Source organism: Dyella sp. (assembly GCF_051954575.1).
In the GTDB taxonomy this organism is placed as follows: Bacteria; Pseudomonadota; Gammaproteobacteria; order Xanthomonadales; family Rhodanobacteraceae; genus Dyella_B.
The window spans coordinates 26,645-47,950 of the sequence record NZ_JBQCHP010000001.1 but is presented as its reverse complement, the minus strand read 5'-3'; the positions used below and the strand labels follow the sequence as shown (position 1 = coordinate 47,950).

The following is a 21,306-nucleotide window of genomic DNA, read 5'->3' as shown; positions in this document are numbered from 1 at the left end:
ATGGCTACCTTGAACCGAAAATTGCTTCGCGATCTATGGCGGTTGAAAAGCCAGGTACTGGCCATTGCGTCGGTGATTGCCTGCGGCTTCGCCATCGTGGCGATGACGTTCGGCGCCATGGAATCGCTGCGCACGACGCGCGATGCGTACTACGAGGAGTATCGGTTTGCGCATGTCTTTTCACATCTCAAGCGTGCCCCCTTGCTGGTTGCCACGGAGGTTGGCCGCATTCCCGGAGTGGCCGCGTGGGATGCGCGCATTACCCATTACGCCGCACTGGATTTGCCAGGCAGGCCGGAACCTTCCGCAGCAGAGCTCATTTCGATTCCCGATACCGGCCAGCCGCGACTGAACCGGCTTGTGCTTCGCGCGGGACGATTACCGTTGCGGGGACGCAACGAGCTTGTCATGAGCGAAAACATGGCCAGCGCGCTTGGTTACAAACCAGGACAGAAGCTTGGCGTGATATTGGGAGGAAAGAAGCAGCCGTTCACCCTCGTCGGCACCGCGTTGTCGCCTGAATTCGTCTACGTGCTGGCGCCCGGACAACTGATGCCCGACGACAAGGCCTTCGGCGTTATGTGGATGGATCGATCTGTTTTAGAGGCCGGCTATGACCTCATGGGCGCCTTCAACGACCTGAACGTGCTGCTTGCACCAGGTGTTTCGGAGCAGGACGTGATCAGCCGGCTCGACCGCATGCTCGCGCGCTACGGCGGCAACGCGTCCTATGGAAGAGTCGACCAGACCAGTCACGCGTTTATCGACCAGGAACTTGCCCAGCTCAACACGATCGCGCTGGTGATCCCACCCATCTTCCTCGCGGTGGCGGCGTTCCTTATCCATATGGTTCTGTCCAGACTCATCGACATCGAACGACCGTACATCGGCCTGCTCAAGTCGTTTGGCTACACCAACTGGGAGGTTGGCGGCCATTACCTGAAAGCCTCATTGCTCATCACTCTGGTCGGAGTGCTCGGAGGGGCCTGCATCGGGCTGGCGCTGGGCCAGTGGATGACCACCATGTATCAGCGTTATTTCCACTTTCCGTTCCTGCATTATCAAATCGACTACGCGGTCTTTGCCCTGGCCGCCATCGGTTCGTTCGTGGCGGCCATCACGGGCGCGCAACGGCCGGTGTCGCGGGCGATGAAAACGTCCCCCGCCTCGGCCATGGCGCCTCCCACGCCACCGGTCTACCACGCAACGTTGTTCGACCGGATAGGTGTGGTCAGGCATGCCACGATGCCGACGCAAATGATTTTCCGCCACATGGTGCGGTGGCCGTGGCGAACCGGCTTTACCTCGCTGGGCGTGGCGATGGCGGCCATGCTTCTGGTTTGCCTGTTCTTTTTTTTCGATGCGGTGGATGCGTTGGTGGAAGACTTCTATTTCCAGTCCAACCGGCAAGACATCGTCATCAGCCTGTCGGAACAGGGCAGCGATCGAGCCCGTTACGAGGTGGCAAACTTGCCGGGCATGCGCCGCGTCGAACCGGTACTGACGGTGGCGGCACGGGTTTCTCGGGAGCAGTTGGAGCAGCGGCTTGGCCTGCAGGGCATCGAACCCGGCACGCAACTGCGCGTGTTCCGCGAAAAGGCAGGCAACCCGTTCACCCTCCCCGCCCAAGGCATTGTCATATCCGACCAGTTGGCCCGGCTCATTCAGGCGCATGTCGGGGATCGCCTGTACGTGGAATTCCTGGAGGGTTCGCGTCGAACCGTACCGCTGACCGTGGCAGGTATCACCGCGGAGCAAGTCGGCGTGTCGGCGTACATGGATCGAAAGGAACTGGCTGGCCTGGTTGGTGCGCCGGGAAGCGCCGCATCTTTCGATGGCCTGGTCGATCACCGTGCATTGCCGTCCCTGCTGCGGCATTTGAAGGATATCCCTGCCGTGGTGGCAGTATCGACCCGTGAGCAAGCCATTACCTCGTTGCGCGAAGTGATGGCCAAAAGCATGACGATCGTGATCGATTTCTACATCGGCCTCGGTGCGGTGATCGCGCTCGGCGTGGTGTACAACGCCGCACGCGTGGCGCTGTCGGAGCGCTCGCACGAACTGGCCACCTTGCGCGTGCTCGGTTTTACGCGAGGCGAGGTCAGTTACGTACTGCTCGGCGAAATAGCGCTGCTGGTGATCGCCGCGCTGCCGCTTGGATGTGTCATGGGAACCGGGCTGGCGTGGGGCATGAGCCAGGCGATGCAGACCAAACTGTTCAGGGTGCCCTTCGTGGTGACGCCGGCCACCTTCGGTATTGGCATGTCGGTGGTGTTGCTATCGGCCGTCGTATCGCTGCTGATCGTCGCCTGGCGCATCGGCCGGCTCGATCTGATCGCTGTACTGAAGACACGGGAGTGACGGCATGAAACCCATCTGGCGACGCATGCTTGCTTCCACCGTGGTCGGGGCATTGGTGGCGGGCGGATTGGCGTGGAGCTTCTGGCCGCGCCCGGTGCCGGTGGACGTCGCTCAGGCCACGCGAGGCCCCATGAGCGTGCAAGTGTCCGACGAAGGGCGGACGCGGGTGCGCGAGATTTACCAGATCTCCGCACCGGTCCTGGGGCAACTTCTGCGGGTCGATGTGCACGCGGGAGATGAAGTGAAAGCAGGCGTTTCGAAGGTGGCCGAACTGCTGCCCATCTCGCCCGGCTTCAATGACGTGCGCACGCGTGCCCAGGTCGAATCCACCATCGAATCCGCCACCGCCGCGCGCAGCCTGGCTGCCGCCGGTGTTGCCCGGGCCGAAGCGGGATTGGCTTATGCGACATCCGACCTGAAGCGCGCCCAGGCACTGATCAAAACCAACGTCATTTCGCGTGCCGACTTTGAGCGCACGCAGCTGGCCCATGCGACCGCCGTGGCAGAGCTGGCTACGGCGAAAGCGAACCTGCAGGCCAAGCAATCGGATCTCGATACGGCGCAGGCGCTATTGATCGATCCTGCGGCATTGTCGGCGCACCCAATTCACCGTGCCGGCATCCCGATCATGGCGCCCACGTCCGGACGAGTTCTGCGCGTGTTGCGTGAAAGCGAGTCGGTGGTAGCTGCCGGATCGCCGATCCTCGAAGTGGGCGATGCCTCCGACATCGAAATCGTGGCCGATTTCATCTCCGAGGATGCCGTGAAGATCCATCCTGGCGATGCCGCCTTCATTACCGATTGGGGCGGCCCCCGCACGCTCGACGCTCGTGTTCGGCGAGTCGAGCCTTCCGGCTTCACCAAGATTTCCGCGCTGGGCGTCGAAGAGCAGCGCGTGAACGTAGTGCTGGATTTCACGGAACGAAATGGCGACACCGCGGCGATAGCGGACGGCTTTCGGGTCATCGTGCACGTGGTTGTGTGGCAGCACGCCGATGTGCTTCGCATTCCGATCACGGCAATGTTCCGCCGCGGCGATGGATGGGCGGTGTTCGTCGTACGTAGCGGACGCGCGCGGATGACGTCCATCGATGTCGGAATGGCTAACGACGACGTCGCACAAGTAGTGAAGGGATTGAGCCCTGCGGATCTCGTTATCCTTCATCCCAGTGACCGCGTGGCCGACGGCACACCCGTCACTGCGTCGCGCAACGCTGCGGAACCTTGAAGCGTCTCGATGCCTGCAAAAACTCTCGTTTCACGCCCTAGCCAGCGCCGCCAAAAAGCATTCCCACCGCAGTCGTCAGCGCCATGGCCAGCGCGCCCCACAAGGTGATCCGGGACGCACCGACGCGAACGTTGGCGCCTCCGACCCGCGCAGCTATGCCGCCAAGCACGGCCAGGAAAACCAGCGCGGTGATGAAGATCCACCACAAGAGACCGGTTGCGGGAGCCAGCACAACGACGAGTAGCGGCAATGCGGCGCCGGCAGCGAAACTGGCTGCAGAAGCCGCCGCCGCCTGAAGCGGGCGTGCCTTGAGTGTCTCGGTAATACCTAGTTCGTCGCGCGTATGGGCATCCAGTGCGTTATGTGCCATCAACTGCTCGGCAACCTGGCGAGCCAGCAGGGGATCAAGCCCACGTCCGGCATAGATGGCAGCCAACTCCTTGCGTTCGCTTTCCACGTCGGTTTCCAGTTCTTTCCTTTCGCGCGCCAGGTCTGCCTGCTCGCTATCGGCCTGTGAATGGACCGATACGTATTCGCCCGCCGCCATCGACATCGCGCCGGCCACCAGCCCTGCCGTGCCCGCGACCAGGATGGCCGATGGCGTGGCGTGCGCCGCCGCCACGCCCATCACCAGGCTGGCCGTGGATACGATGCCGTCGTTGGCGCCGAGCACGGCCGCCCGCAGCCATCCCATGCGCTCGGTGACGTGGCGCTCTTTGTGACGATAGGCCATTCGAAGGCTCCTGATCCTGGTCGGTCAAAGCATGCATTGCGGCGCGTCGTCCCGGTGGCAAAACGGGCACTAAGGCTTTGGCTGCGGCGTCGTCGCCACGCTTGGCGGCAGCGTCGGCAACGTAACGACCGGCTGCGGGCCGGTGAGCACGTTCAAGAAAGCCTCGATCTTTCCGACCTCGTCGTCCGATAGCGTCGCGCCAAGCTGGCTGCTGCCCATCACCGCGATGGCTTGGCGCAGATCCCATACCTTGCCCGAATGAAAATAAGGTGCTGTCAGCGCAATGTTCCGCAGTGGCGGCACGCGGAACACATATTCGTCGCTGGCCGTCTTGGTCACCGCAAAACGCCCCTTGTCGCCGGGCGGCAGGATATCCGACCCGGGCCGCTCGACGACACCAAACGGCGCGTACTTGTTGCCACCCACGTTGATGCCGTTGTGGCATCCGGCGCAGCCCTTGGTGATGAAAAGGGACAACCCCTCCTTTTGCAGCGGGGCCAACGCTTTCTCATCGCCTTGCAGATAACGGTCGAAGGGGGCGCCAGGGGTGATGAGCGTGGCTTCGAATACGGCGATGGCCTTGCGTACATTGTCGAACGTGATCGGATCCTGCTGTGCGGGAAAGGCCCGGGAAAAAAAAACCCTGTAGCCGGGAATGCCCTTCAGCTGCTCGACCACATGGGCCTCGGTCGCATCCATCTCCAGCGGATTCACCAGCGGACCGCCCGCCTGCTGTTCGAGATCCTTGGCGCGGCCGTCCCAGAACTGGGCGGTGTCGAATACCGCGTTGTACACGGTAGGTGCGTTGCGCCCGCCACGCTGCCAGCGATGGCCCAGCGAGGTCTCCTGCAGATCGACACCGCCCATGCCCACCATGTGGCAGGAATTGCAACTTATGGCGTGGCTTTCGGACAGGCGAGGATCGAAATAGAGCGCCTTGCCCAGCGCCAGCCTGGCTGGCGATGAGGGATTGCCGGGCAGCGTTGGAGGCGTGGCGAGAATCGGCTTGAACAAACCCTGGGCCTGCTTCATCAATGCCGTCTGAGGCCATGCCTCGCCGGCCAGCAAAAGGCCGAGCAGTACGAGAGAAGCGGTTGGCATGAAGCGCATAGTCCTTCTCCTTCGTCAGAAGTGCATGTAGGGGCCTGCCAGCTTCTTCCTTGCCCTTCCCCATGGCTGGTCCTGCTTTTGCCCGGTCCGCGGCAGGTCCAAGAAGAACAGTGAGGCACCAATGGGCCGCTGGCATGTTGATGTAGATCAACTGCCGGAACGTTGCCGCAATGGCTGCCATGGCCTGCCGATTTCCGCACCGCTACCGGATCAATCGCGCTCTCGCTCCGCGCCGGCCTCGCCGTGTGCGCTGCGATGGCAACGTACGCAGTTCTTGGTATCCGTGATGCCTTCCTCACGATGCTCCTGAGCTACGCGTGCGGGGTCGTGCGCGTGGCATCCGTAACAGGTATAGGTGTCGTAACGATGGTTCACATGGCACGTTGCGCAGGGTGCGTCATGCACCCCCTCGAGCGCGAAGAAACGGCCATGATCGAAAGAAGCCGGCTTCCATGCCGCGGTCTGATGGCAACTGCCGCATGTATCGCCGACGCCTTTATGCAGATCGTTCGTGGGTGGCATGTGGCAGGCTGCGCAGTGCTTAAGATCAGCCTGGGCAAGCAGGCGATGATCGAACAACGAGGGCCGCCAATTGCTGGTGCCGTGACATTGGCTGCAGGCCAGCGCGGTGTTGGCGTGTACCGCCGTCTCGGGTGGTTGGTGGCATGCCTTGCACTCGGACCGCACCGAATCGTCGAGAAGCTCATGCGAGAAAGTCGGTTTTGCAACGACCTGCCCAAGCGTGGTGTTTTGATGTTCGGCGTGACAATCCATACAGCGGGCAGACGCCAGTTGTTGATGGAACGCTGGCCACTCCCTGGTGGCAAGCGGAATACCTGCCGTCGTGCGCAAACCGATGTCCTTCAACGCATGGCAAGACAGGCAGCGTTCGGCACTCGCGCCGGCAAAGGGTGAATGGCATGCGAAGCAATCCGTCGTCAGCTTCGCATGGGCCGGACGCAACGGCCCAGGACTCACCATCAACTGCGGATACACAAATACCAGCGCAATCAGAATCGACAGATTCAGAAGCACCACGGTAAGGATCCAGCGCCGCATCACTTCCATCCCCACAACAACAGGATGCTCACGATGTGCGCCAGCGCCAAAGTCATGAAGGCCAGCGTTATCGGCCGATGCACCGCGCGCCACTGGCTTACGGCATCGAAGGTGAAGCTATCCCAGTAGAGCTCGTCTTCGATCTCCTTGAGCTCCGCACCGTTGGCCTGCATCTGCATTCTTGCGGTTTCGAGTCGCACGCGTGCGCGGCGCAACAGGATCTTGCCGGTCAGCCCGCTGACGATATTCACCATCATGGCCCCGACCGCGAGCCAACCGAGCAGCGTATTGAAGTGGATACCGGCGTGCACCAGCACCAGCAAAGCGCCGGACCAGGCCAGCCGTTGATGCCAGCGCAACAGCACTGCCGGACTGCTGACGGTAATCACCTGGTGTTTCCGTAGCGAGTACACGAACGAGGCGAGAATGAGCATGAACCCAGGGATGCCGAGGTAACGGCCCACCCAGGTGATACCAAGCCAATGCAAGGCGGCATCACAGCCCAGGGCGGCCAGCACCAGGAGTGAAATCGCCCCGAGGAATGGCGCCACTTCGTGACTTAGAAGGCGCGCTTTCATGGCGTCATGCTTCCAGCGCGAGATCCGAACCGGGGCGGCCGACACACAACAGGCAGTAGCCGGGGCTAATGGGATGATCAGGCTCGTCCGAATACAGCACCGTTCCGGAAACGACTTTCGTCTCGCAGCTGCCACAGCTTCCCGACCGGCAACCGGATTCGACATAAATGTTGTGCCGCTCCGCAAAGCTCAGCAGATTGGCGTCCTCCCCTGTCCAGACCAGCGTTTGCCCCGAGCGGCTCCAGCGCACCTGGAACGGTTGCGAGGCCGCCGCAGCGCCGCCGGTCTCGGCCGACTCCTGCGCCGATGCCGGCCCGAATGCCTCGTAACGTATGTCCTTATCCGGAACGCCCCATGTGCGAAGGGCGGGAATCATGCATGCCATGAGTGCCGGCGGACCGCATACGTAGAACTGGGCGCCGCCGTAGGGAAGCTCTTTGCGAAGCAGCGCGATGTCGACGTGGCCCCGGTGATGGTAGTCCTTGCCAGGAAGCGCATCGGCATCCGGCGCGCTGTATGCGATCACCAGCCGCAACGAACGATGATGGGAGGCCAGATCCTCAAGGACGGCCTTGAAAGCATGCTCCCTGGCGTTTCGAACACCGTAGAACATATACACGCTGCGCTCGGGCTTGCCGTTGAGAACCGACTTCAGCATGCATAGGAGCGGAGTGATTCCAATGCCCCCGGCAACAAAAACGATGGGACCGGCAAACGCCTCGTCGATTGTGAAGCGTCCGTTCGGCGCCTTTACTTTGAGAATATCGCCCACCTGGATCCGGTCATGGAACCAGTTCGAACAGGCACCTGCCGGAAGTTCCGGGCGCCCCCTCGGCGCCGCTACGCGTTTGACGGTGATTCGGTATCGATCGGTCCTTGGTTCCTCGGACAACGAATAGCAACGCACGAGAGAGCGATGGCGATCGACCGGAATCGAGAACGTCAGAAATTGCCCGGGCTTGAACGGCGGCAGCGGCTTGCCGTCGACGGGAACGAGGTAGAAGGAGCAACTCGCATGCGCCGGATCTTCATAGGTGCGATTGGCAACACAAAACTCTCGCCATCCGGACCAGGCGAGCTTCGGATCGATCGGCCGCACCGGTGGATGTTCTGCGGCAGGCGGCCGCGACGTCCAGCGCCGAAACCAGATGGCCGCAAACACGCCAGCCTGCAGAAGCAATCCCCCGGCAATACAGGCGGCGAGCAAGCCTGTAGTCATGGAAACCTATGATGGTCATTCGGTCTTTTCATCGTAATCGGTGTGCCGACAACCCATTTGACCCATGTCAATTCGTTACGCCGCCATGCCTGCCGGACGGTAACCCTCTGTTCGCTGCTGGCGCGCAAGGGCCCGACAAGCTTTCTTCAGCCGTGCATGCCGGACGGCTGCGCGTTGCACCACTGATGGAACCATTTCGCAGCCAAAGTCCCCACTTGTTCTAGCGTGCCGGGTTCTTCGAACAGATGCGTGGCGTTTGGCACCAGCACCATTTCTGCGTGGCAGGTGAGCGCGCCGAGCGCCGCCCGATTGAGCGCGATGACCTCGCTATCGGCGCCGCCGACGACCAGCAGCGTCGGCGCCTTTACGCGCGCGAGTGCACTATGCCCGGCCAGATCGGGCCGGCCGCCGCGTGACACCACGGCCTTCGCCGCCATGGGATAACGCGCGGCGAGCACTAGCGCCGCCGCCGCGCCGGTGCTCGCGCCAAACAGCCCGATCGGCAACGACTTGGTGCTGGCGTGCCGCATGGCCCATTGCAAGGTCGCGTCCAGGCGCGCCGTCAACTTGGGGATATCGAAGCGCAGCGAGATCTCCCTGGATTCGTCCTCGGTCAGCAGATCGAACAGCAGCGTGGCCAACCCGTGCGAATGCAGCGCGTGGGCTACGTGGCGGTTGCGCGGACTGTTGCGGTTGCTGCCGCTGCCGTGCGCGAAAATCACCAGCCCTGTGGCGTTTTTCGGTATCTCCAGGTCGCCGCGAAGCACGACGTCGTCGGCCCCGATCTCCACGGCTTCGGCGCTGGCCTTCGCGGGACCGGGACTGCCCTGCAACAGGCGCACCACCTCTTCATCGTCGACGGCCGGAAAATCCAGGTAGAACTGGCCCACCGAGCGGAACGAAGCCGGAGCGCAGAGATACACCACGTCATCGGCCATGCCGGCGATGGCGGCGAGGCTTTGCGGAGCAGCCACCGGAATGGCGCAGATCAGGCGCGAAGGGCGATGCGCACGCACCGCCTGCAAGGCCGCATGCATGGTGGCGCCGGTTGCCAGGCCGTCGTCTACCACGATCACCAGACGTCCGGCCGGATCGATTGCGCTGTGATGCGGGCTGTAGCGTTGGCGGCGTGCGCGTATCAGCGCCAGTTGCGTGGCCGCTTCCTGCTTCAGGTAATGCTCGTCGGCGCCGGCACGTGCTGCCTCCTGCGATATCTGCATGCGCCCGTGTTCGTCGATCGCGCCGATCGCATATTCGGCATACCCCGGGGCACCGAGCTTTCGCACCAGCACCACGTCCAGTTCGCCTTGCAAGCGGTCGGCGATGATGCGCCCGATCGGCACGCCGCCGCGTGGAATGGCGAGCACCAGCGGATGCTTGCCGCGCAGGGACGACAAGACATCCGCAAGTTGTTCGCCGGCATCGATGCGATCACGGAATCGATCGGTTTGCCATGGCGCCATGGCACGTCATCCTTGCGGCGACGCCTGCGCCTGGGTGCCGGCGAAATCCACCACCAGGGTCACGCGGCGGTTCGATTCCGCGCCGTCGCCCCATTTGCCTTTCAGCACCTGGCGGTTCACCGCCTTGCCGTAGCTGGCTGTGCGCACCTTGTCGGCCGACAAGCCGCCCGTGTTCACCAGATAATCGCGCACGGCATTGGCGCGTGAATGTCCCAGGCGAAGGTTGTAGCCCGTGCCGCCCGCGGCATCGGCAAAGCCTTCCACCGTAATCACGGCTTGCGGGAAGTTGGCCGAAACGACCTTGGCGAAGTCATTGAGCAGCGGCTTGTCTTCCTCACGCAGCGTGGCATCGTTGAACGCGAAATGCGAAATCGTATCGACGCGGATGCGTCCGTTCATCTGCGCGATCTTCGCATCGTAGGCTGCGAAGCGCTGTTGCATCTGCTGGGTGAGGCTGTCGATTTCCTGCTGCTGCTTCTGGTCGTTGGCACGCAGCTCGCTGATGGCCGAATCGAAATCGGCTTTTTTCACGTAGCCGGTGCACCCGGCCAGCGCGATGGCCAGCGTACTCAGCGATACATATACAAAACGTTGATAGGCATGCATGGATGAGTCCTCCTCGGTGAACCCGACAAAAAGGGCGGATTTACTGTAGGAAGGCAACCCCTTCGCGTATTGATCCAGGTCATCGAAATGATGATTTCCTGCGAATCTCGCCGCGCTTGACGGTAATCAAGCCGCGCGATCGCGTGCGGGAAGACGATGCATGCAGACACGATCCCTAGCAAGGCGTGACCGCCATGAGCCGCAAACTGATCATCTATTTCAGCCGTTCCGGCGCCACCAGGGCGCTGGCCGGCGAGCTCGCCGAGGAATTGGACGCGGACTTGGTGGCCCTGCAAGAACAGCGATCCAGGGCAGGCATGGTGGGATATATGCGTTCGCTGCTGCAGGCCTCGCGCGGCGTGCTGCCGCCGATCGATCCGCTGGATGTCGATCTGGCGGACTATGACCTGGTCCTGCTTGGCACGCCGGTATGGGCGGCCCATGCGTCGTGCCCGATGCGGCGTTTCCTGCACGATGCCGCGCATGCTCTGCCCGCCATCGCCTATTTCTGCACGTATGGCGGCCGCGGCTATAAAACCGCTTTTGACGACATGCGCAACCTGACCGGCAAGGCACCCGTTGCCACGCTGGCCGTACGCCGCAGCGATCTCTTGCACCGGCGCCACCTGCAGAAACTCGACCGCTTTCTGGCCAAGCTCTCCTATGCCGAACGCTGGCGGGACGTCGTAACGCCGGCGCCCTATGCCGCGCCGCTGCATGGCCATTGAGCCATGGCCTTGCAGCGCCCGCCTGCCATCGTCGGCGTGTGGTATGCCTTGGCGCTGTTGGCCATCATCATCACGCTCGACAATTATTTCACCGTACGCAGCAGCACCGATGTCATCGCCTACAGTCAGTTCGAAACGGCCCTGAAGGCGGGCGAGATTGCCGACGTCACCATCTCGGACACCACCCTCGAAGGCACCTATAAAAAGCCCGGCAAGGATGGCCAGCCGCACCGCTTCATCACCGAGCGCGTGGCGCCGGATGTCGCCCGTGAACTGTCCGATGCCAAAGTCACGTTCCGCCAGCAGCCTCCACCGGGCCTGCTCGAAAAATTCTTCACCTGGATGCTGCCGCTTCTCTTGATCGTGGCGTTCTGGGTGTTCATGTCGCGGCGGGTGATCAAGACCACCGGCGCGGACGGCATGCTGGCCATCGGCAAGAGCAAGGCGAAGATCTTCATGGAGCGGTCCATTTCCACCACCTTCGCGGACGTCGCCGGCGTGGATGAAGCCAAGGACGAGCTGAAGGAAATCATCGCCTTTCTCAAGGATCCCAAAGGCTACGGCCGGCTGGGTGCGCACGTACCCAAAGGCGTATTGCTGGTGGGCCCGCCCGGCACCGGCAAGACGCTGCTTGCGCGCGCCGTCGCGGGTGAAGCGGGCGTACCGTTCTTCTCCATCAGCGGCTCGGAATTCGTGGAGCTGTTCGTCGGCGTGGGCGCGGCGCGCGTGCGCGACCTGTTCCAGCAGGCACGTGCGCATGCGCCGTGCATCATCTTCATCGACGAACTGGATGCGCTGGGACGCGCGCGCGGCATCTCGCCGGTCAGCGGCGGCCAGGACGAAAAGGAGCAAACGCTCAACCAGCTGCTCACCGAACTGGACGGTTTCGACGTAAGCAGCGGCGTGGTCTTGCTGGCCGCCACCAATCGTCCGGAAATACTCGATCCGGCGTTGCTGCGTGCCGGCCGCTTCGATCGCCAGGTGCTGGTCGACCGGCCCGACAAGTTTGGACGGCTGGCGATACTCGGCGTGCATGCACGCAAGGTGAAACTCGCCGCGTCCGTATCGTTGGAAGACGTCGCCGCGCTGACCGCCGGCTTCACTGGCGCGGATCTGGCCAACCTGGTGAACGAAGCGGCCTTGCTCGCCACGCGGCGCAGCGCCGAGGCGATCGAAAACCGTGATCTCACCGACGCCATCGAACGCGTCATTGCCGGGTTGGAAAAGAAAAGCCGGCTGCTCAATCCAAAGGAGCGGCGCACGGTGGCGTATCACGAACTGGGTCACGCGCTGGTCGCGCTCGCCCTTCCCGGCGCCGACCGCGTGCAAAAGGTATCGATCATTCCGCGAGGCATCGCGGCGTTGGGCTATACCATCCAGCGCCCCACCGAGGACCGCTTCCTGATGTCGCGCACGGAACTGGCCGACAAGATGGCCGTGCTGCTGGGCGGACGCGCCGCCGAAGTGCTGGCGCTGGGCGAGCTGTCAACCGGCGCGGCGGACGATCTGGCCAAAGCGACCTCGATTGCCCGCAGCATGGTGCTGGCCTACGGCATGGTGCCGGAACTCGGGCAGGTCAGTTACGAAAACGAGGCGCCCAGCGTGCTCGGCACGCGTACCGAGGAATGGTGGCGGCGACATTACAGCGAGCAGACCGCGGCGGCGATCGACAAGGCCGTGCGAGAACTCGTCGACGAGGCATTCGTGCGTGCCCGCGCGATGCTTGCTGCGGAGCGCGACGTGCTCGAGCAGGCGGCTGTCGCGCTGCTGAAGGAAGAGACCTTGTCGGGTGAGCAGCTGCAAGGTTTCCTGAAAGACAAGGAAGCTTCGCCGCCGGCGACGAAGGTGCCGATGCAGATTACATGAGCGCGATCGGTTTTCGTGCCGCATCGCGTTTTTAATGCAGCGATGTCACGGCTGCCTTGGATGACGCGTGATAAGCAGCAAGCCATGCAGCAGCGCCAGGGGCGCGGGGGGGCAACCCGGTATCGTTGCGTCGACTGGAACCACGTTGCTCACCCGCCCGCGTGACGCGTAACTGATGCCAAAAATCCCGCCGCAGGCGCCGCAATCCCCGACGGCGATCACCCATTTGGGATCGGGCATGACCTCATAGGCCCGTTTCAGCGCCTCTTCCATGTTGACGGAAACCGGGCCTGTCACCAGCAGCACGTCGGCATGGCGTGGACTCGCCACAAAGGCAATGCCCGTACCTTCGAGGTTGTAGTACGGATTGGCCAGTGCCTGAATTTCCAGTTCGCAACCGTTGCAGGAGCCGGCATCCACATGGCGGATGCGTAGTGCGCGCCCGAACACACGGTGAAGCCGCTGGTGAATACGCCGGACATGGACTTCGTGCCCGTCGTGAACGGGCAACGCCTCGCTGAGCATGCCGGTGCGATGAATACGCTTCAGGATATCGAGCATGATGGATTCACCCGTCGTGGCCGCTGTAGGAAAGGTTGAACGATTTATTGATAAGCGGAAAATCGGGCACGATGTTGCCGCTGATCGCATGCTCGATCAGCGGCCAGTTCTGCCAGGAAGGGTCATGTACGTGACAACGGCGGATCGCGAACGACTCCTCCGCTTGGAGCGCCACCATCACCGGTCCACGCCAGCCTTCAATGACACCGAGGCCGATCCGTTCTGCGTTGACCGCACGGATCGCCGCCGATATCGAACCCTGGGGCAGTTTTTCCAGCAGAAGTCGACTGAGCCGCAGGGATTCCACGATTTCATCGAACCGCACCTGGACGCGCGCCGCGACGTCGCCCTCGATCCGCAGCATCCCGGCAGGATGCAGATCGTCATAAGGCGCCCACGGCATGTTTACGCGCAGGTCTCGCTCGATGCCGGAGGCACGCGCCACCAGGCCGAGCGCCCCCTGTGCTTTGGCAATCGATGGAGTGAGTTGCCCGGCATCCTTGAAGCGATCCTGCAGCCCTGCGTGTTCGTCGTAGATCGTGCGCAGCGCCACTACATCGCGTTCGATAGCCGCCGCCTCATCCAACAAAAGGCGAACCGAGCGCGGCCCCACGTCCGACTTCACACCACCCGGAACGACATAGTTCATCAGGTAACGCTGATCGAAAACTTCCTGATTGAGACGCAGCAATCGTTCCTTCAGCGCCGAAAACTGCATCAGGCCGAAGGCAAGCCCGGCATCGTTGCCGAGGGCTCCCAAATCGCCCAAGTGGTTGGCAATGCGCTCCCGCTCCAGCGCCAGTGCGCGCAGATAAGCGGTACGTGGCGATATCGCGGTACCAGTGAGAGCCTCAGCAGCCGCACAGTAGGCCCATGAGAAAGCCACCGCGCTGTCGCCGCTGACGCGTGCTGCGAGCCGGTGACCTCCCTGCAGCGACAACGCTTCGAAACGCTTGGCGACACCTTTGTGGGCATAGCCCAGGCGCTCTTCCAGACGCAGCACCTTTTCCCCAACTACGGAAAACCGGAAGTGGCCCGGCTCGATGGTGCCTGCGTGAATCGGGCCAACCGGAATTTCATGCACGCCCTCGCCATTGACGGGTACAAACGGATACGGCCGGGGCGTATTGGGATAAGTCGCGGCAGCACTGACATCCCTGCGCAAGGGGAAACAATCTTCCGGCCAACCGTCATGACGCAGCCAAGGTCGTTTATCACCCTCGTCGGTTTCCAGGCCCAACAGATCGTAGATGGCGCGTTGCAAACGGACCGCCACCGGAAACCACCGCGCTAGCGAGGGATAAGCCGGATGATCGCCCGCCATCGCATGCTGGAGCAGCACGACCTGGTTCGACCAAAGAAAAGCCGCGAACACATGGAACAAGCCGCTGCGATCCCGTTCGTCGGCGCCCCACATCGTAAGCAGGCATGCATCGGCCTCATGCAACTGTCCTGCAATGGCCGCCCATTGATGGGCATCCACCATCAGCCGCCGCGCCGGCACGTTCGCGGGTAATGGCGTGCCTTGGCTCGCAATGACCTCTAGCGGCATACGGTTACTCCACGAACAAATGCGCAGCCAAGCGATACCACTCGGCGAGTGCGGAGGGAATGCTGATCCCCAGCGCCAGCACCAGCAGTAGATGGACGAACACCGGCAGCAGCGACGGCGGATGCGGTAGCGATGGTGCCTGCGTATCGCCGAACACCATCGGTTGCACGCGCCCGAAGATCGCCGCGAACGCAACCGCCAGCGCGAGGAGCAGGATCGGCGTGGCCCAAGGGTGATCACGCATCGCCGTCGTCAGCACCAGATACTCGCTGGCAAACACGCCGAAGGGTGGCATACCGAGAATCGCCAGCGTGCCGAGCATCAGTCCCCAACCCACGCCGGGATGGATGGCGAGCAGTCCGCGGATACCCTCCATGCGCTGTGTGCCGGCGGCCTGGGTGGCGTGTCCGGCCGCAAAAAAAATCGCCGATTTCGTCAACGAATGTACGGTCATGTGCAGGAGCCCCGCAAAGCTCGCGACCGGACCGCCCATGCCGAAGGCGAACGTCATGATGCCCATGTGCTCGATGGACGAGTACGCGAACAACCGCTTGATATCGCGTTGGCGCCATAGAAAGAACGTCGCCCACACCGTGGAGAGCAGGCCGAAACCCATCAGCATGCGACCGGGCAGCGCCGAATGCAGTGCGCCGTCGGTGATGATCTTGCAGCGCAGGACCGCATAGAGCGCCACGTTGAGGAGAAGCCCCGACAGCACGGCCGAAACAGGCGTGGGGCCTTCCGCATGCGCGTCGGGCAGCCAGTTGTGCAGCGGTGCCAATCCCACCTTGGTGCCGTAGCCGACCAACAGAAATACGAAGGCCAGGCCGATCACCGTCGGCTCCAGCTGGCCTTTGACGGCATTGAGATGCGTCCACAACAGCGCGGTCATGCCGTTGCCGCCGAGCTTTCCTTCGGCGGCGACGTACACCAGGATCGTGCCAAACAGGGCCAAGGCAATGCCGACGCCACAAAGAATGAAATACTTCCACGCCGCTTCGATGCTGGCGCGGGTGCGATACAGCGACACCAGCAACACGGTCGACAACGTGGCCGCTTCCATCGCCACCCAGAGAAACCCCAGGTTGTTGGTCGTCAGAGCCACCAGCATGGCGGCCATGAACAACTGATACATGCTGTGGTAAAGCCGAAGCCGCCCCGCCGTCAGGCGCCCGTGGGCCGTTTCGATACGCATGTAGGGCCGCGAAAACACCGCGGTGGTGAAACCGACCAGCGCCGTCAGCGCGACCAGGAACACGTTGAACGGGTCGATGAAGAACTGCTCGTCGAACGCGCTCATCGCGCCGCCCCGGATCACGCGCATGACCAGCGCGGCCGCTGCCAGCAAGGTCGCCAGGCTGATCGCAACGTTGACCTCGGCGGCATGGCGTTGCGCGCCGAGCAAGGCGAGCAAGGCAGCGCCGATCAGGGGAAAGCCCACGACGAGTGCAATCTCCACGTCAGTCCTCCTTGAGCGATTCGAGGTGATGGAGGTCCAGGCTGTCGAACTGTTCCCGGATGTGGAAAAAGAACACGCCGAAGATGAAGACGCCAACCAGCACGTCCAGCGCGATGCCCAGTTCCACGATCATCGGCATGCCGTAGGTGGTGCTGATGGCTCCAAAGAACAGGCCATTTTCCAAGGCCAGGAATCCAATCACCTGGGTAAACGCTTTGCGGCGCGCGAGGATCATGAGCAAGGCGAGCAGAATCACAGCCAATGCGATCCCCAAGGTTTGCCGGATGACCGTCGTGGCAAGCGCCGTGATCGGTTGCGCCAAGCCAAAGGCGAATATCACCAGCGCCAGGCCGACCAGCATCAAGGTAGGCACATTCACCAGCGGCTCGTTGTCGCGCTCGATCCCCAGTCGATGCATCAGGCGCAGCAGGATCCACGGCAGCACGCCGACCTTCAGCACCAAGGTGAGCATCGCGGAAAACAACAGGTGGGGAAGATGCGCGGTTGCCGCGACCAACAGCGTGGAGGTCACCAACACCGCGCCTTGCCAGATCAGCAGCGTGACCAGGCGACGGCTTCGCCGTTCGGCCAGCATCGCAAAGGCGATCAGCAGCAGCGCGCCGGCGAGTGTTTGCAGTACCTGGGTCGTAAGCGACGGTGCGGACATGGCTCACCCTTCCAGCAGCAGGTGCACGAGCAAGCCAAGCACGGCCAGCAAAAACGCCATCGTGAGGAACTCCGGCGCGCGAAACAGGCGCAACTTGGCCGAGGTGGTCTCGAAGAACGCCAAGGCGGCGCCCGCCACCCCCAACTTGGCGACCAGTAGCAGCATGGCGAGCGCGATGCCACCAAGGCTGACACCATGCGTGGCGATGCCCCAGGGCACGAACAACGTGAAACCGATGCAGGCATAGTTGAACAGCTTCAGCCACGAGGCCCACTCGATCAACGCCAGATGGCGTGCGGAATACTCCAGCACCATCGCCTCGTGGATCATCGTCAGTTCCAGATGGGTGGACGGGTTGTCGATCGGCAATCGTGCGTTTTCCGCCAGCAGCACCATCACGAACGCCACGGCAGCGAAAGCCAGGCTGGGATGCAGCATCACATGCGGCTGCGCCAGCGTGTTCTGCACGATCCCCGGCAACGCTGTCGTACCCGCCATCAGAAAGGCGTTGAACAACACCATCAGCAGCGCGGGCTCGGTGAGAAACCCGATCATCATTTCGCGCCGTGCGCCCAGGGTGCCGAAGGCCGTGCCGATATCCATCGCCGCCAATGCCATGAAGACACGCGCAGTTGCAAACAAACCGACCAAGGCAATCGCATCGGCGACCCGCGCTACTGGCAGTTCCGTCGTCAGCGACGGAATGATCCCGGCGGCCAGCACCATGGCGGCGAACACGACGTAAGGCGCGGCACGAAAAAGCCAGGACGCATTGATAGCCAGCGTAGCTTCCTTGTGGAACAGCTTTCGCAGCATGCGATACGGTTGCCACAGCGGCGGTGCGCAGCGATTCTGAAGCCTCGCCCGACACTGCGCGACCCAGCCGGCGAATAACGGCGCCAGGCCGATCGCCACCGCGCACACGCCCACTTGCCAGAGATAAACGGCGGCCGTCATAGGACGCATACCAGCAGGACGATCAAGGTAAGGAAGCTGTAAAGCAGATAGACCGCCAAGCGTCCCCCTTGCAGCACGGCGAGGCTTTCGGTGACGCGTTGAAGCACGCGGCCCAAGGGCTGGTAGCAGGCGAGCCAGATGCGATCCTCGATCTGGATGCGATACCGCGGCGTGGCGTCGGAAGGACGCGGCAATTCGCGCTCGATCTTGAAGATCGGGCCAAAGAGATGACGGATGGGTTGACCAAAACCTTCCGCGGAATCCTGCATGCGCGGTGTCTGCCAGGGATAGCCACAATCCCACGCGGCCGTGCGGCGGACACGGCCGCGATAAAAGCGTCGTACGAACACAAAGGTAGCGCCCGTCACGGCCAGCAATCCCACCCAGAACCACAGGCCACTGTAGGAAGCCTGGTGGGTGGCCGCCGGCGTGATCCACCACCACGACGATCCACGTTGCGCGGTGTCACCCAGCAAAAGCTGCGTGACGTGCCCAACCACATCCAACGCGACCTGGGGGAATGCGCCGATCAAAACGCAGCCCAGCGCCAACCAGGCCAAGCCGATTCGTTCGAGACCGCTGGCGTCGTGCGCCATGGCCAGTGTGCTTTCCCGATGCTGGCCAAGAAAAATCACGCCATAGAACTTGACCATCACATAGCCGGCCAGCGCCGCTGCCAACGATACGACCGCCGCACCCAGCGGAACGATCATATTGAGGAAGGCATGCGGTATATGGGGCGTTTGCAGGAAGGCCTGCAGCAGCAGCCATTCGGAGACAAAGCCGTTGAGCGGCGGCAACCCTGCAATCGCAAGCGAGCCGACCAGGGCAAACGCCGCGACCCATGGCATGCGTCGAATCAATCCACCCAACTTGCCTAGACTGCGTTCGCCGGTGGCATGCATCACCGAACCGGTCGCCAGGAACAACAGACTTTTGAAGAGCGCATGGTTGAGGGCGTGGATCAGTACGGCAGCCAACGCCAACGCCGCCAGGACACGCATATCGACGCTGCGACAGATCAGGACCAAGCCGATGCCAGCAACGATCAGACCGATGTTTTCGATGGATGAATACGCCAGCAGCCGTTTCATGTCGGTCTGCACCGCCGCAAAGACGACGCCGTAGAGCGCCGTGCCCAAGCCCAGCGCAAGCGTGAGCACACCCCACCACCAGGGGCCGGCAGGCAGCACGTCCAGGCTCACGCGTAGCAGGCCGTAGATCGCCGTCTTGAGCATCAGACCGCTCATCATCGCCGACACCGGCGATGGCGCCGCCGGGTGCGCCTCGGGCAACCAAACGTGCAGCGGCACCAGTCCCGCCTTGGCGCCAAACCCGAACAGAGCCAGCAGGAACGCGATACTCATCCAGAACGGCGCGAGGGTGGCAGTACGCATGGCATCGAACGTCATTTGCCAACTGCCACCGTGCAGCACGCCGAAGCACAGCAGAATGCCGAGCGCGCCCACATGCGCCATCAGCAAGTAGAGAAAACCGGCGCGGCGGATTTCGGGCAAGCGATGCTGCGTAGTGACGAGGAAATAGGAGCTGAGTGCCATGGTTTCCCAGGCCACCATGAACAGGTACGCATCGTCAGCCAGCATCACCATCGCCATGCTGGCCAGAAACACGTGGTACTGCAGACACAACAGACCCGGTGCCGTGCCCTCGCCCGCACGGAAGTAGCCCGCCGAGAAGATTGAAATGCCGGTGCCGGCACTACCCAGCAGCAGCAGGAAAAATCCCGATAGCGCATCCAGCCGCACATGAAAAGGCAAGTCAGGCAGGCCGAGCGGCAACACCGCTTGCTGCGCCACGAACGCAGGCAGCCACGTCGTGGCGCCGATCGCGGCAACGCCCAGTGCGATCACGGCACCCAATGGAAACAAGACGTGGGCGATCCAGCCGACCTTGTTCGGGCGCACCAAACCCAGCCCGCCCACGCATAGCCAGGCCGTCACCAGGCTGAGTACGGCGGTCACGGTCGGTGACGCGGCGGCCCACTCACTCACGTGTTCGATCCCCTGTCATGGCGTCGCCCACATCATGAACACCCTGCATGTGCGTTCAATGATAATGTAATTATCATCTAGATTGATTCATGTGTAAGTTGGAGAATACTCCTATGGCAATCGAAAATCGCACCGCCCGCCTCACGATCCTGATCGACCCGCGCAAGAAGGCGGTGTTCGAACGGCTGTGCGCGGCCGAGGACACGACACCGTCCCAGGTCGTCCGCCGACTGATCCGTGAGTACATCGAACGCACCTCCGGCCGCCCGTGGCATGCCGAGGACGAGGCCCTGCCGGAAAAACGAAATGACCGTATCCGCAACGGATAAACCCACACGCCGACCGTCGTCTTCGGCGGCGAAAAGCGCTCCCAATGTTTTGCAGACGATGGCCGGCCTACGGCCCGAACATGTGGCGTTTCTTGGCGAGTACCGTGTGGATGCGCAAGACAAGCGCATCGACGTAGAGATCCTGTGCTGGCCGACCGTGTCGGCCGCATGGTCCATGCTCACGCAGTCGCTGACGATGTTGCAGTCGCTGCGTGGCGATGACAGCAACGCGTCCCTTCGCATGCCGATCGCGCCCTGGCTTCGCGACGCGGCACCCCAGTTATGCCTTCCCGTTCGCGAGCCGAACGCAGCGGAAAGCACCTTGGCCACGCTCATCCGCCGACTGCCGCTGCGCTTCGCGGTCGCCGTGGTGGAGCATCCATCCGGACAAAGCGCAGGATCGGATGCGTTGCGCTACCGCTCCCTGTTTTCCGGTTGTTTGACGGCGTACGGCGCGTATTTGAAAAGCACCAACCAGGCGGCGTGCCGCATCATCATCGCGTCGCCTGGCAACGCCGCGGACAACGACCTGCGCCGCGCCGCCTATGGCGAGGTGCTGCCGCATCTGGATAGTGCGGCACGACTGGCTGCCCTGGAGTTGGGATTCTGGCCGCAAAGCACGGCGCCCCTCCCGCTGGAAGTCGCCCAATTGGCGGCGGCGGCGGTGGGACGTCACCTCGAACATCCATCACAAGCCAGCCCGCTGTTCGAGACCGTGCGTGCACATCTGGCGCCACCATCGCGCTTTCATGCGCTGAGCCGGCAAAAACGCCGCAAATAGTGCGCGTGGGTATTGCGGGCATCATGCCGGGTGCGTG

Annotated in this window: 19 protein-coding genes; 6 read left to right on the top strand and 13 right to left on the bottom strand. The window is 62.6% G+C overall.

The features are described 5' to 3' along the window. Both ACTHNE_RS00220 and ACTHNE_RS00215 read left to right on the top strand, forming a co-directional pair. Positions 1 to 2,361 (top strand): ABC transporter permease, encoded by a 2,361-nt coding sequence (locus ACTHNE_RS00220; RefSeq protein ID WP_440268268.1) that lies wholly within the window; start codon positions 1 to 3, stop codon positions 2,359 to 2,361. 25 nt (positions 2,362 to 2,386) lie between these two features. Further along, positions 2,387 to 3,589, top strand: coding sequence for an efflux RND transporter periplasmic adaptor subunit (locus tag ACTHNE_RS00215; RefSeq protein ID WP_440268267.1), 1,203 nt, complete (start codon positions 2,387 to 2,389; stop codon positions 3,587 to 3,589). Between the two features lie 37 nt (positions 3,590 to 3,626). Here ACTHNE_RS00215 and ACTHNE_RS00210 read toward each other — a convergent pair whose 3' ends face one another. The 7 genes from ACTHNE_RS00210 to ACTHNE_RS00180 form a co-directional block, all read right to left on the bottom strand. Further along, positions 3,627 to 4,322, bottom strand: a complete 696-nt coding sequence (locus tag ACTHNE_RS00210) for a VIT1/CCC1 transporter family protein (protein ID WP_324941874.1) — start codon at positions 4,320 to 4,322, stop codon at positions 3,627 to 3,629. A 69-nt stretch (positions 4,323 to 4,391) separates the two neighbouring features. Beyond that, a complete protein-coding gene (locus ACTHNE_RS00205; protein ID WP_440268266.1) occupies positions 4,392 to 5,432 on the bottom strand; it encodes a cytochrome-c peroxidase in 1,041 nt (346 codons plus the stop codon). 210 nt (positions 5,433 to 5,642) lie between these two features. Continuing rightward, positions 5,643 to 6,491 (bottom strand): cytochrome c3 family protein, encoded by an 849-nt coding sequence (locus ACTHNE_RS00200; RefSeq protein ID WP_440268265.1) that lies wholly within the window; start codon positions 6,489 to 6,491, stop codon positions 5,643 to 5,645. Further along, positions 6,491 to 7,069 (bottom strand): hypothetical protein, encoded by a 579-nt coding sequence (locus ACTHNE_RS00195; protein WP_324941865.1) that lies wholly within the window; start codon positions 7,067 to 7,069, stop codon positions 6,491 to 6,493. The genes ACTHNE_RS00200 and ACTHNE_RS00195 overlap by 1 nt, the downstream gene beginning before the upstream one ends. A 4-nt stretch (positions 7,070 to 7,073) precedes the next feature. Next, the gene (locus ACTHNE_RS00190) at positions 7,074 to 8,288 is read right to left on the bottom strand and encodes a 2Fe-2S iron-sulfur cluster-binding protein (RefSeq protein WP_440268264.1); all 1,215 of its coding nucleotides are present in this window, start codon (positions 8,286 to 8,288) and stop codon (positions 7,074 to 7,076) included. Positions 8,289 to 8,434: 146 nt separating this feature from the next. Beyond that, a complete protein-coding gene (locus ACTHNE_RS00185) occupies positions 8,435 to 9,751 on the bottom strand; it encodes an alpha/beta family hydrolase (RefSeq protein WP_440268263.1) in 1,317 nt (438 codons plus the stop codon). A gap of 6 nt (positions 9,752 to 9,757) precedes the next feature. Continuing rightward, positions 9,758 to 10,357 carry an OmpA family protein gene (locus tag ACTHNE_RS00180; RefSeq protein WP_440268262.1) on the bottom strand — a complete coding sequence of 200 codons (600 nt, stop codon included), beginning with the start codon at positions 10,355 to 10,357 and terminating at the stop codon, positions 9,758 to 9,760. Positions 10,358 to 10,551: 194 nt separating this feature from the next. On the opposite strand from ACTHNE_RS00180, the gene ACTHNE_RS00175 reads away from it, so the two are divergent. Next, on the top strand, positions 10,552 to 11,085 hold the full coding sequence (locus ACTHNE_RS00175) for a flavodoxin family protein (protein ID WP_324941851.1): 534 nt from the start codon (positions 10,552 to 10,554) through the stop codon (positions 11,083 to 11,085). A 3-nt stretch (positions 11,086 to 11,088) separates the two neighbouring features. Then, positions 11,089 to 12,951: an ATP-dependent zinc metalloprotease FtsH gene (ftsH, locus tag ACTHNE_RS00170; RefSeq protein WP_324941847.1), complete on the top strand. Its 1,863-nt coding sequence runs from the start codon at positions 11,089 to 11,091 to the stop codon at positions 12,949 to 12,951. A 45-nt stretch (positions 12,952 to 12,996) separates the two neighbouring features. On the opposite strand, the gene ACTHNE_RS00165 is transcribed toward ftsH, so the two are convergent. Genes ACTHNE_RS00165 through hyfB form a run of 6 tightly spaced genes read right to left on the bottom strand, consistent with a single transcriptional unit; the run spans position 12,997 to position 20,159 of the window. Next, positions 12,997 to 13,512 (bottom strand): NADH-quinone oxidoreductase subunit B family protein, encoded by a 516-nt coding sequence (locus ACTHNE_RS00165; RefSeq protein ID WP_440268261.1) that lies wholly within the window; start codon positions 13,510 to 13,512, stop codon positions 12,997 to 12,999. 7 nt (positions 13,513 to 13,519) lie between these two features. Further along, a complete protein-coding gene (locus ACTHNE_RS00160; RefSeq protein ID WP_324945199.1) occupies positions 13,520 to 15,064 on the bottom strand; it encodes a hydrogenase large subunit in 1,545 nt (514 codons plus the stop codon). A gap of 4 nt (positions 15,065 to 15,068) precedes the next feature. Further along, on the bottom strand, positions 15,069 to 16,523 hold the full coding sequence (locus ACTHNE_RS00155) for a hydrogenase 4 subunit F (RefSeq protein ID WP_324945196.1): 1,455 nt from the start codon (positions 16,521 to 16,523) through the stop codon (positions 15,069 to 15,071). Between the two features lies 1 nt (position 16,524). Further along, complete coding sequence (locus ACTHNE_RS00150; protein ID WP_324945192.1) at positions 16,525 to 17,190, bottom strand: formate hydrogenlyase; 666 nt, start codon at positions 17,188 to 17,190, stop codon at positions 16,525 to 16,527. Positions 17,191 to 17,193: 3 nt separating this feature from the next. Continuing rightward, on the bottom strand, positions 17,194 to 18,147 hold the full coding sequence (locus ACTHNE_RS00145; RefSeq protein ID WP_440268260.1) for a respiratory chain complex I subunit 1 family protein: 954 nt from the start codon (positions 18,145 to 18,147) through the stop codon (positions 17,194 to 17,196). After that, positions 18,144 to 20,159: a hydrogenase 4 subunit B gene (hyfB, locus tag ACTHNE_RS00140; protein ID WP_324945187.1), complete on the bottom strand. Its 2,016-nt coding sequence runs from the start codon at positions 20,157 to 20,159 to the stop codon at positions 18,144 to 18,146. Before hyfB ends, ACTHNE_RS00145 begins: the two co-directional genes overlap by 4 nt. Positions 20,160 to 20,272: 113 nt before the next feature. Here hyfB and ACTHNE_RS00135 point away from each other — a divergent pair, with 113 nt between their 5' ends. Together ACTHNE_RS00135 and ACTHNE_RS00130 are read left to right on the top strand one after the other, a co-directional pair. Then, on the top strand, positions 20,273 to 20,488 hold the full coding sequence (locus tag ACTHNE_RS00135) for a ribbon-helix-helix protein, CopG family (RefSeq protein WP_324945184.1): 216 nt from the start codon (positions 20,273 to 20,275) through the stop codon (positions 20,486 to 20,488). Continuing rightward, positions 20,466 to 21,269 (top strand): hypothetical protein, encoded by an 804-nt coding sequence (locus ACTHNE_RS00130; RefSeq protein WP_440268259.1) that lies wholly within the window; start codon positions 20,466 to 20,468, stop codon positions 21,267 to 21,269. Before ACTHNE_RS00135 ends, ACTHNE_RS00130 begins: the two co-directional genes overlap by 23 nt. The last annotated feature ends 37 nt before the right edge of the window (positions 21,270 to 21,306 follow it).

Excerpts from the sequence above, each read along its gene's own strand:
- ACTHNE_RS00220 (WP_440268268.1), top strand. The coding sequence starts at position 1 with ATGGCTACCTTGAACCGAAAATTGCTTCGCGATCTATGGCGGTTGAAA.
- ACTHNE_RS00215 (WP_440268267.1), top strand. The coding sequence starts at position 2,387 with ATGCTTGCTTCCACCGTGGTCGGGGCATTGGTGGCGGGCGGATTGGCG.
- ACTHNE_RS00210 (WP_324941874.1), bottom strand. The coding sequence starts at position 4,322 with ATGGCCTATCGTCACAAAGAGCGCCACGTCACCGAGCGCATGGGATGG.
- ACTHNE_RS00205 (WP_440268266.1), bottom strand. The coding sequence starts at position 5,432 with ATGCGCTTCATGCCAACCGCTTCTCTCGTACTGCTCGGCCTTTTGCTG.
- ACTHNE_RS00200 (WP_440268265.1), bottom strand. The coding sequence starts at position 6,491 with ATGCGGCGCTGGATCCTTACCGTGGTGCTTCTGAATCTGTCGATTCTG.
- ACTHNE_RS00195 (WP_324941865.1), bottom strand. The coding sequence starts at position 7,069 with ATGAAAGCGCGCCTTCTAAGTCACGAAGTGGCGCCATTCCTCGGGGCG.
- ACTHNE_RS00190 (WP_440268264.1), bottom strand. The coding sequence starts at position 8,288 with ATGACTACAGGCTTGCTCGCCGCCTGTATTGCCGGGGGATTGCTTCTG.
- ACTHNE_RS00185 (WP_440268263.1), bottom strand. The coding sequence starts at position 9,751 with ATGGCGCCATGGCAAACCGATCGATTCCGTGATCGCATCGATGCCGGC.
- ACTHNE_RS00180 (WP_440268262.1), bottom strand. The coding sequence starts at position 10,357 with ATGCATGCCTATCAACGTTTTGTATATGTATCGCTGAGTACGCTGGCC.
- ACTHNE_RS00175 (WP_324941851.1), top strand. The coding sequence starts at position 10,552 with ATGAGCCGCAAACTGATCATCTATTTCAGCCGTTCCGGCGCCACCAGG.
- ftsH (WP_324941847.1), top strand. The coding sequence starts at position 11,089 with ATGGCCTTGCAGCGCCCGCCTGCCATCGTCGGCGTGTGGTATGCCTTG.
- ACTHNE_RS00165 (WP_440268261.1), bottom strand. The coding sequence starts at position 13,512 with ATGCTCGATATCCTGAAGCGTATTCATCGCACCGGCATGCTCAGCGAG.
- ACTHNE_RS00160 (WP_324945199.1), bottom strand. The coding sequence starts at position 15,064 with ATGCCGCTAGAGGTCATTGCGAGCCAAGGCACGCCATTACCCGCGAAC.
- ACTHNE_RS00150 (WP_324945192.1), bottom strand. The coding sequence starts at position 17,190 with ATGTCCGCACCGTCGCTTACGACCCAGGTACTGCAAACACTCGCCGGC.
- ACTHNE_RS00145 (WP_440268260.1), bottom strand. The coding sequence starts at position 18,147 with ATGACGGCCGCCGTTTATCTCTGGCAAGTGGGCGTGTGCGCGGTGGCG.
- ACTHNE_RS00135 (WP_324945184.1), top strand. The coding sequence starts at position 20,273 with ATGGCAATCGAAAATCGCACCGCCCGCCTCACGATCCTGATCGACCCG.
- ACTHNE_RS00130 (WP_440268259.1), top strand. The coding sequence starts at position 20,466 with ATGACCGTATCCGCAACGGATAAACCCACACGCCGACCGTCGTCTTCG.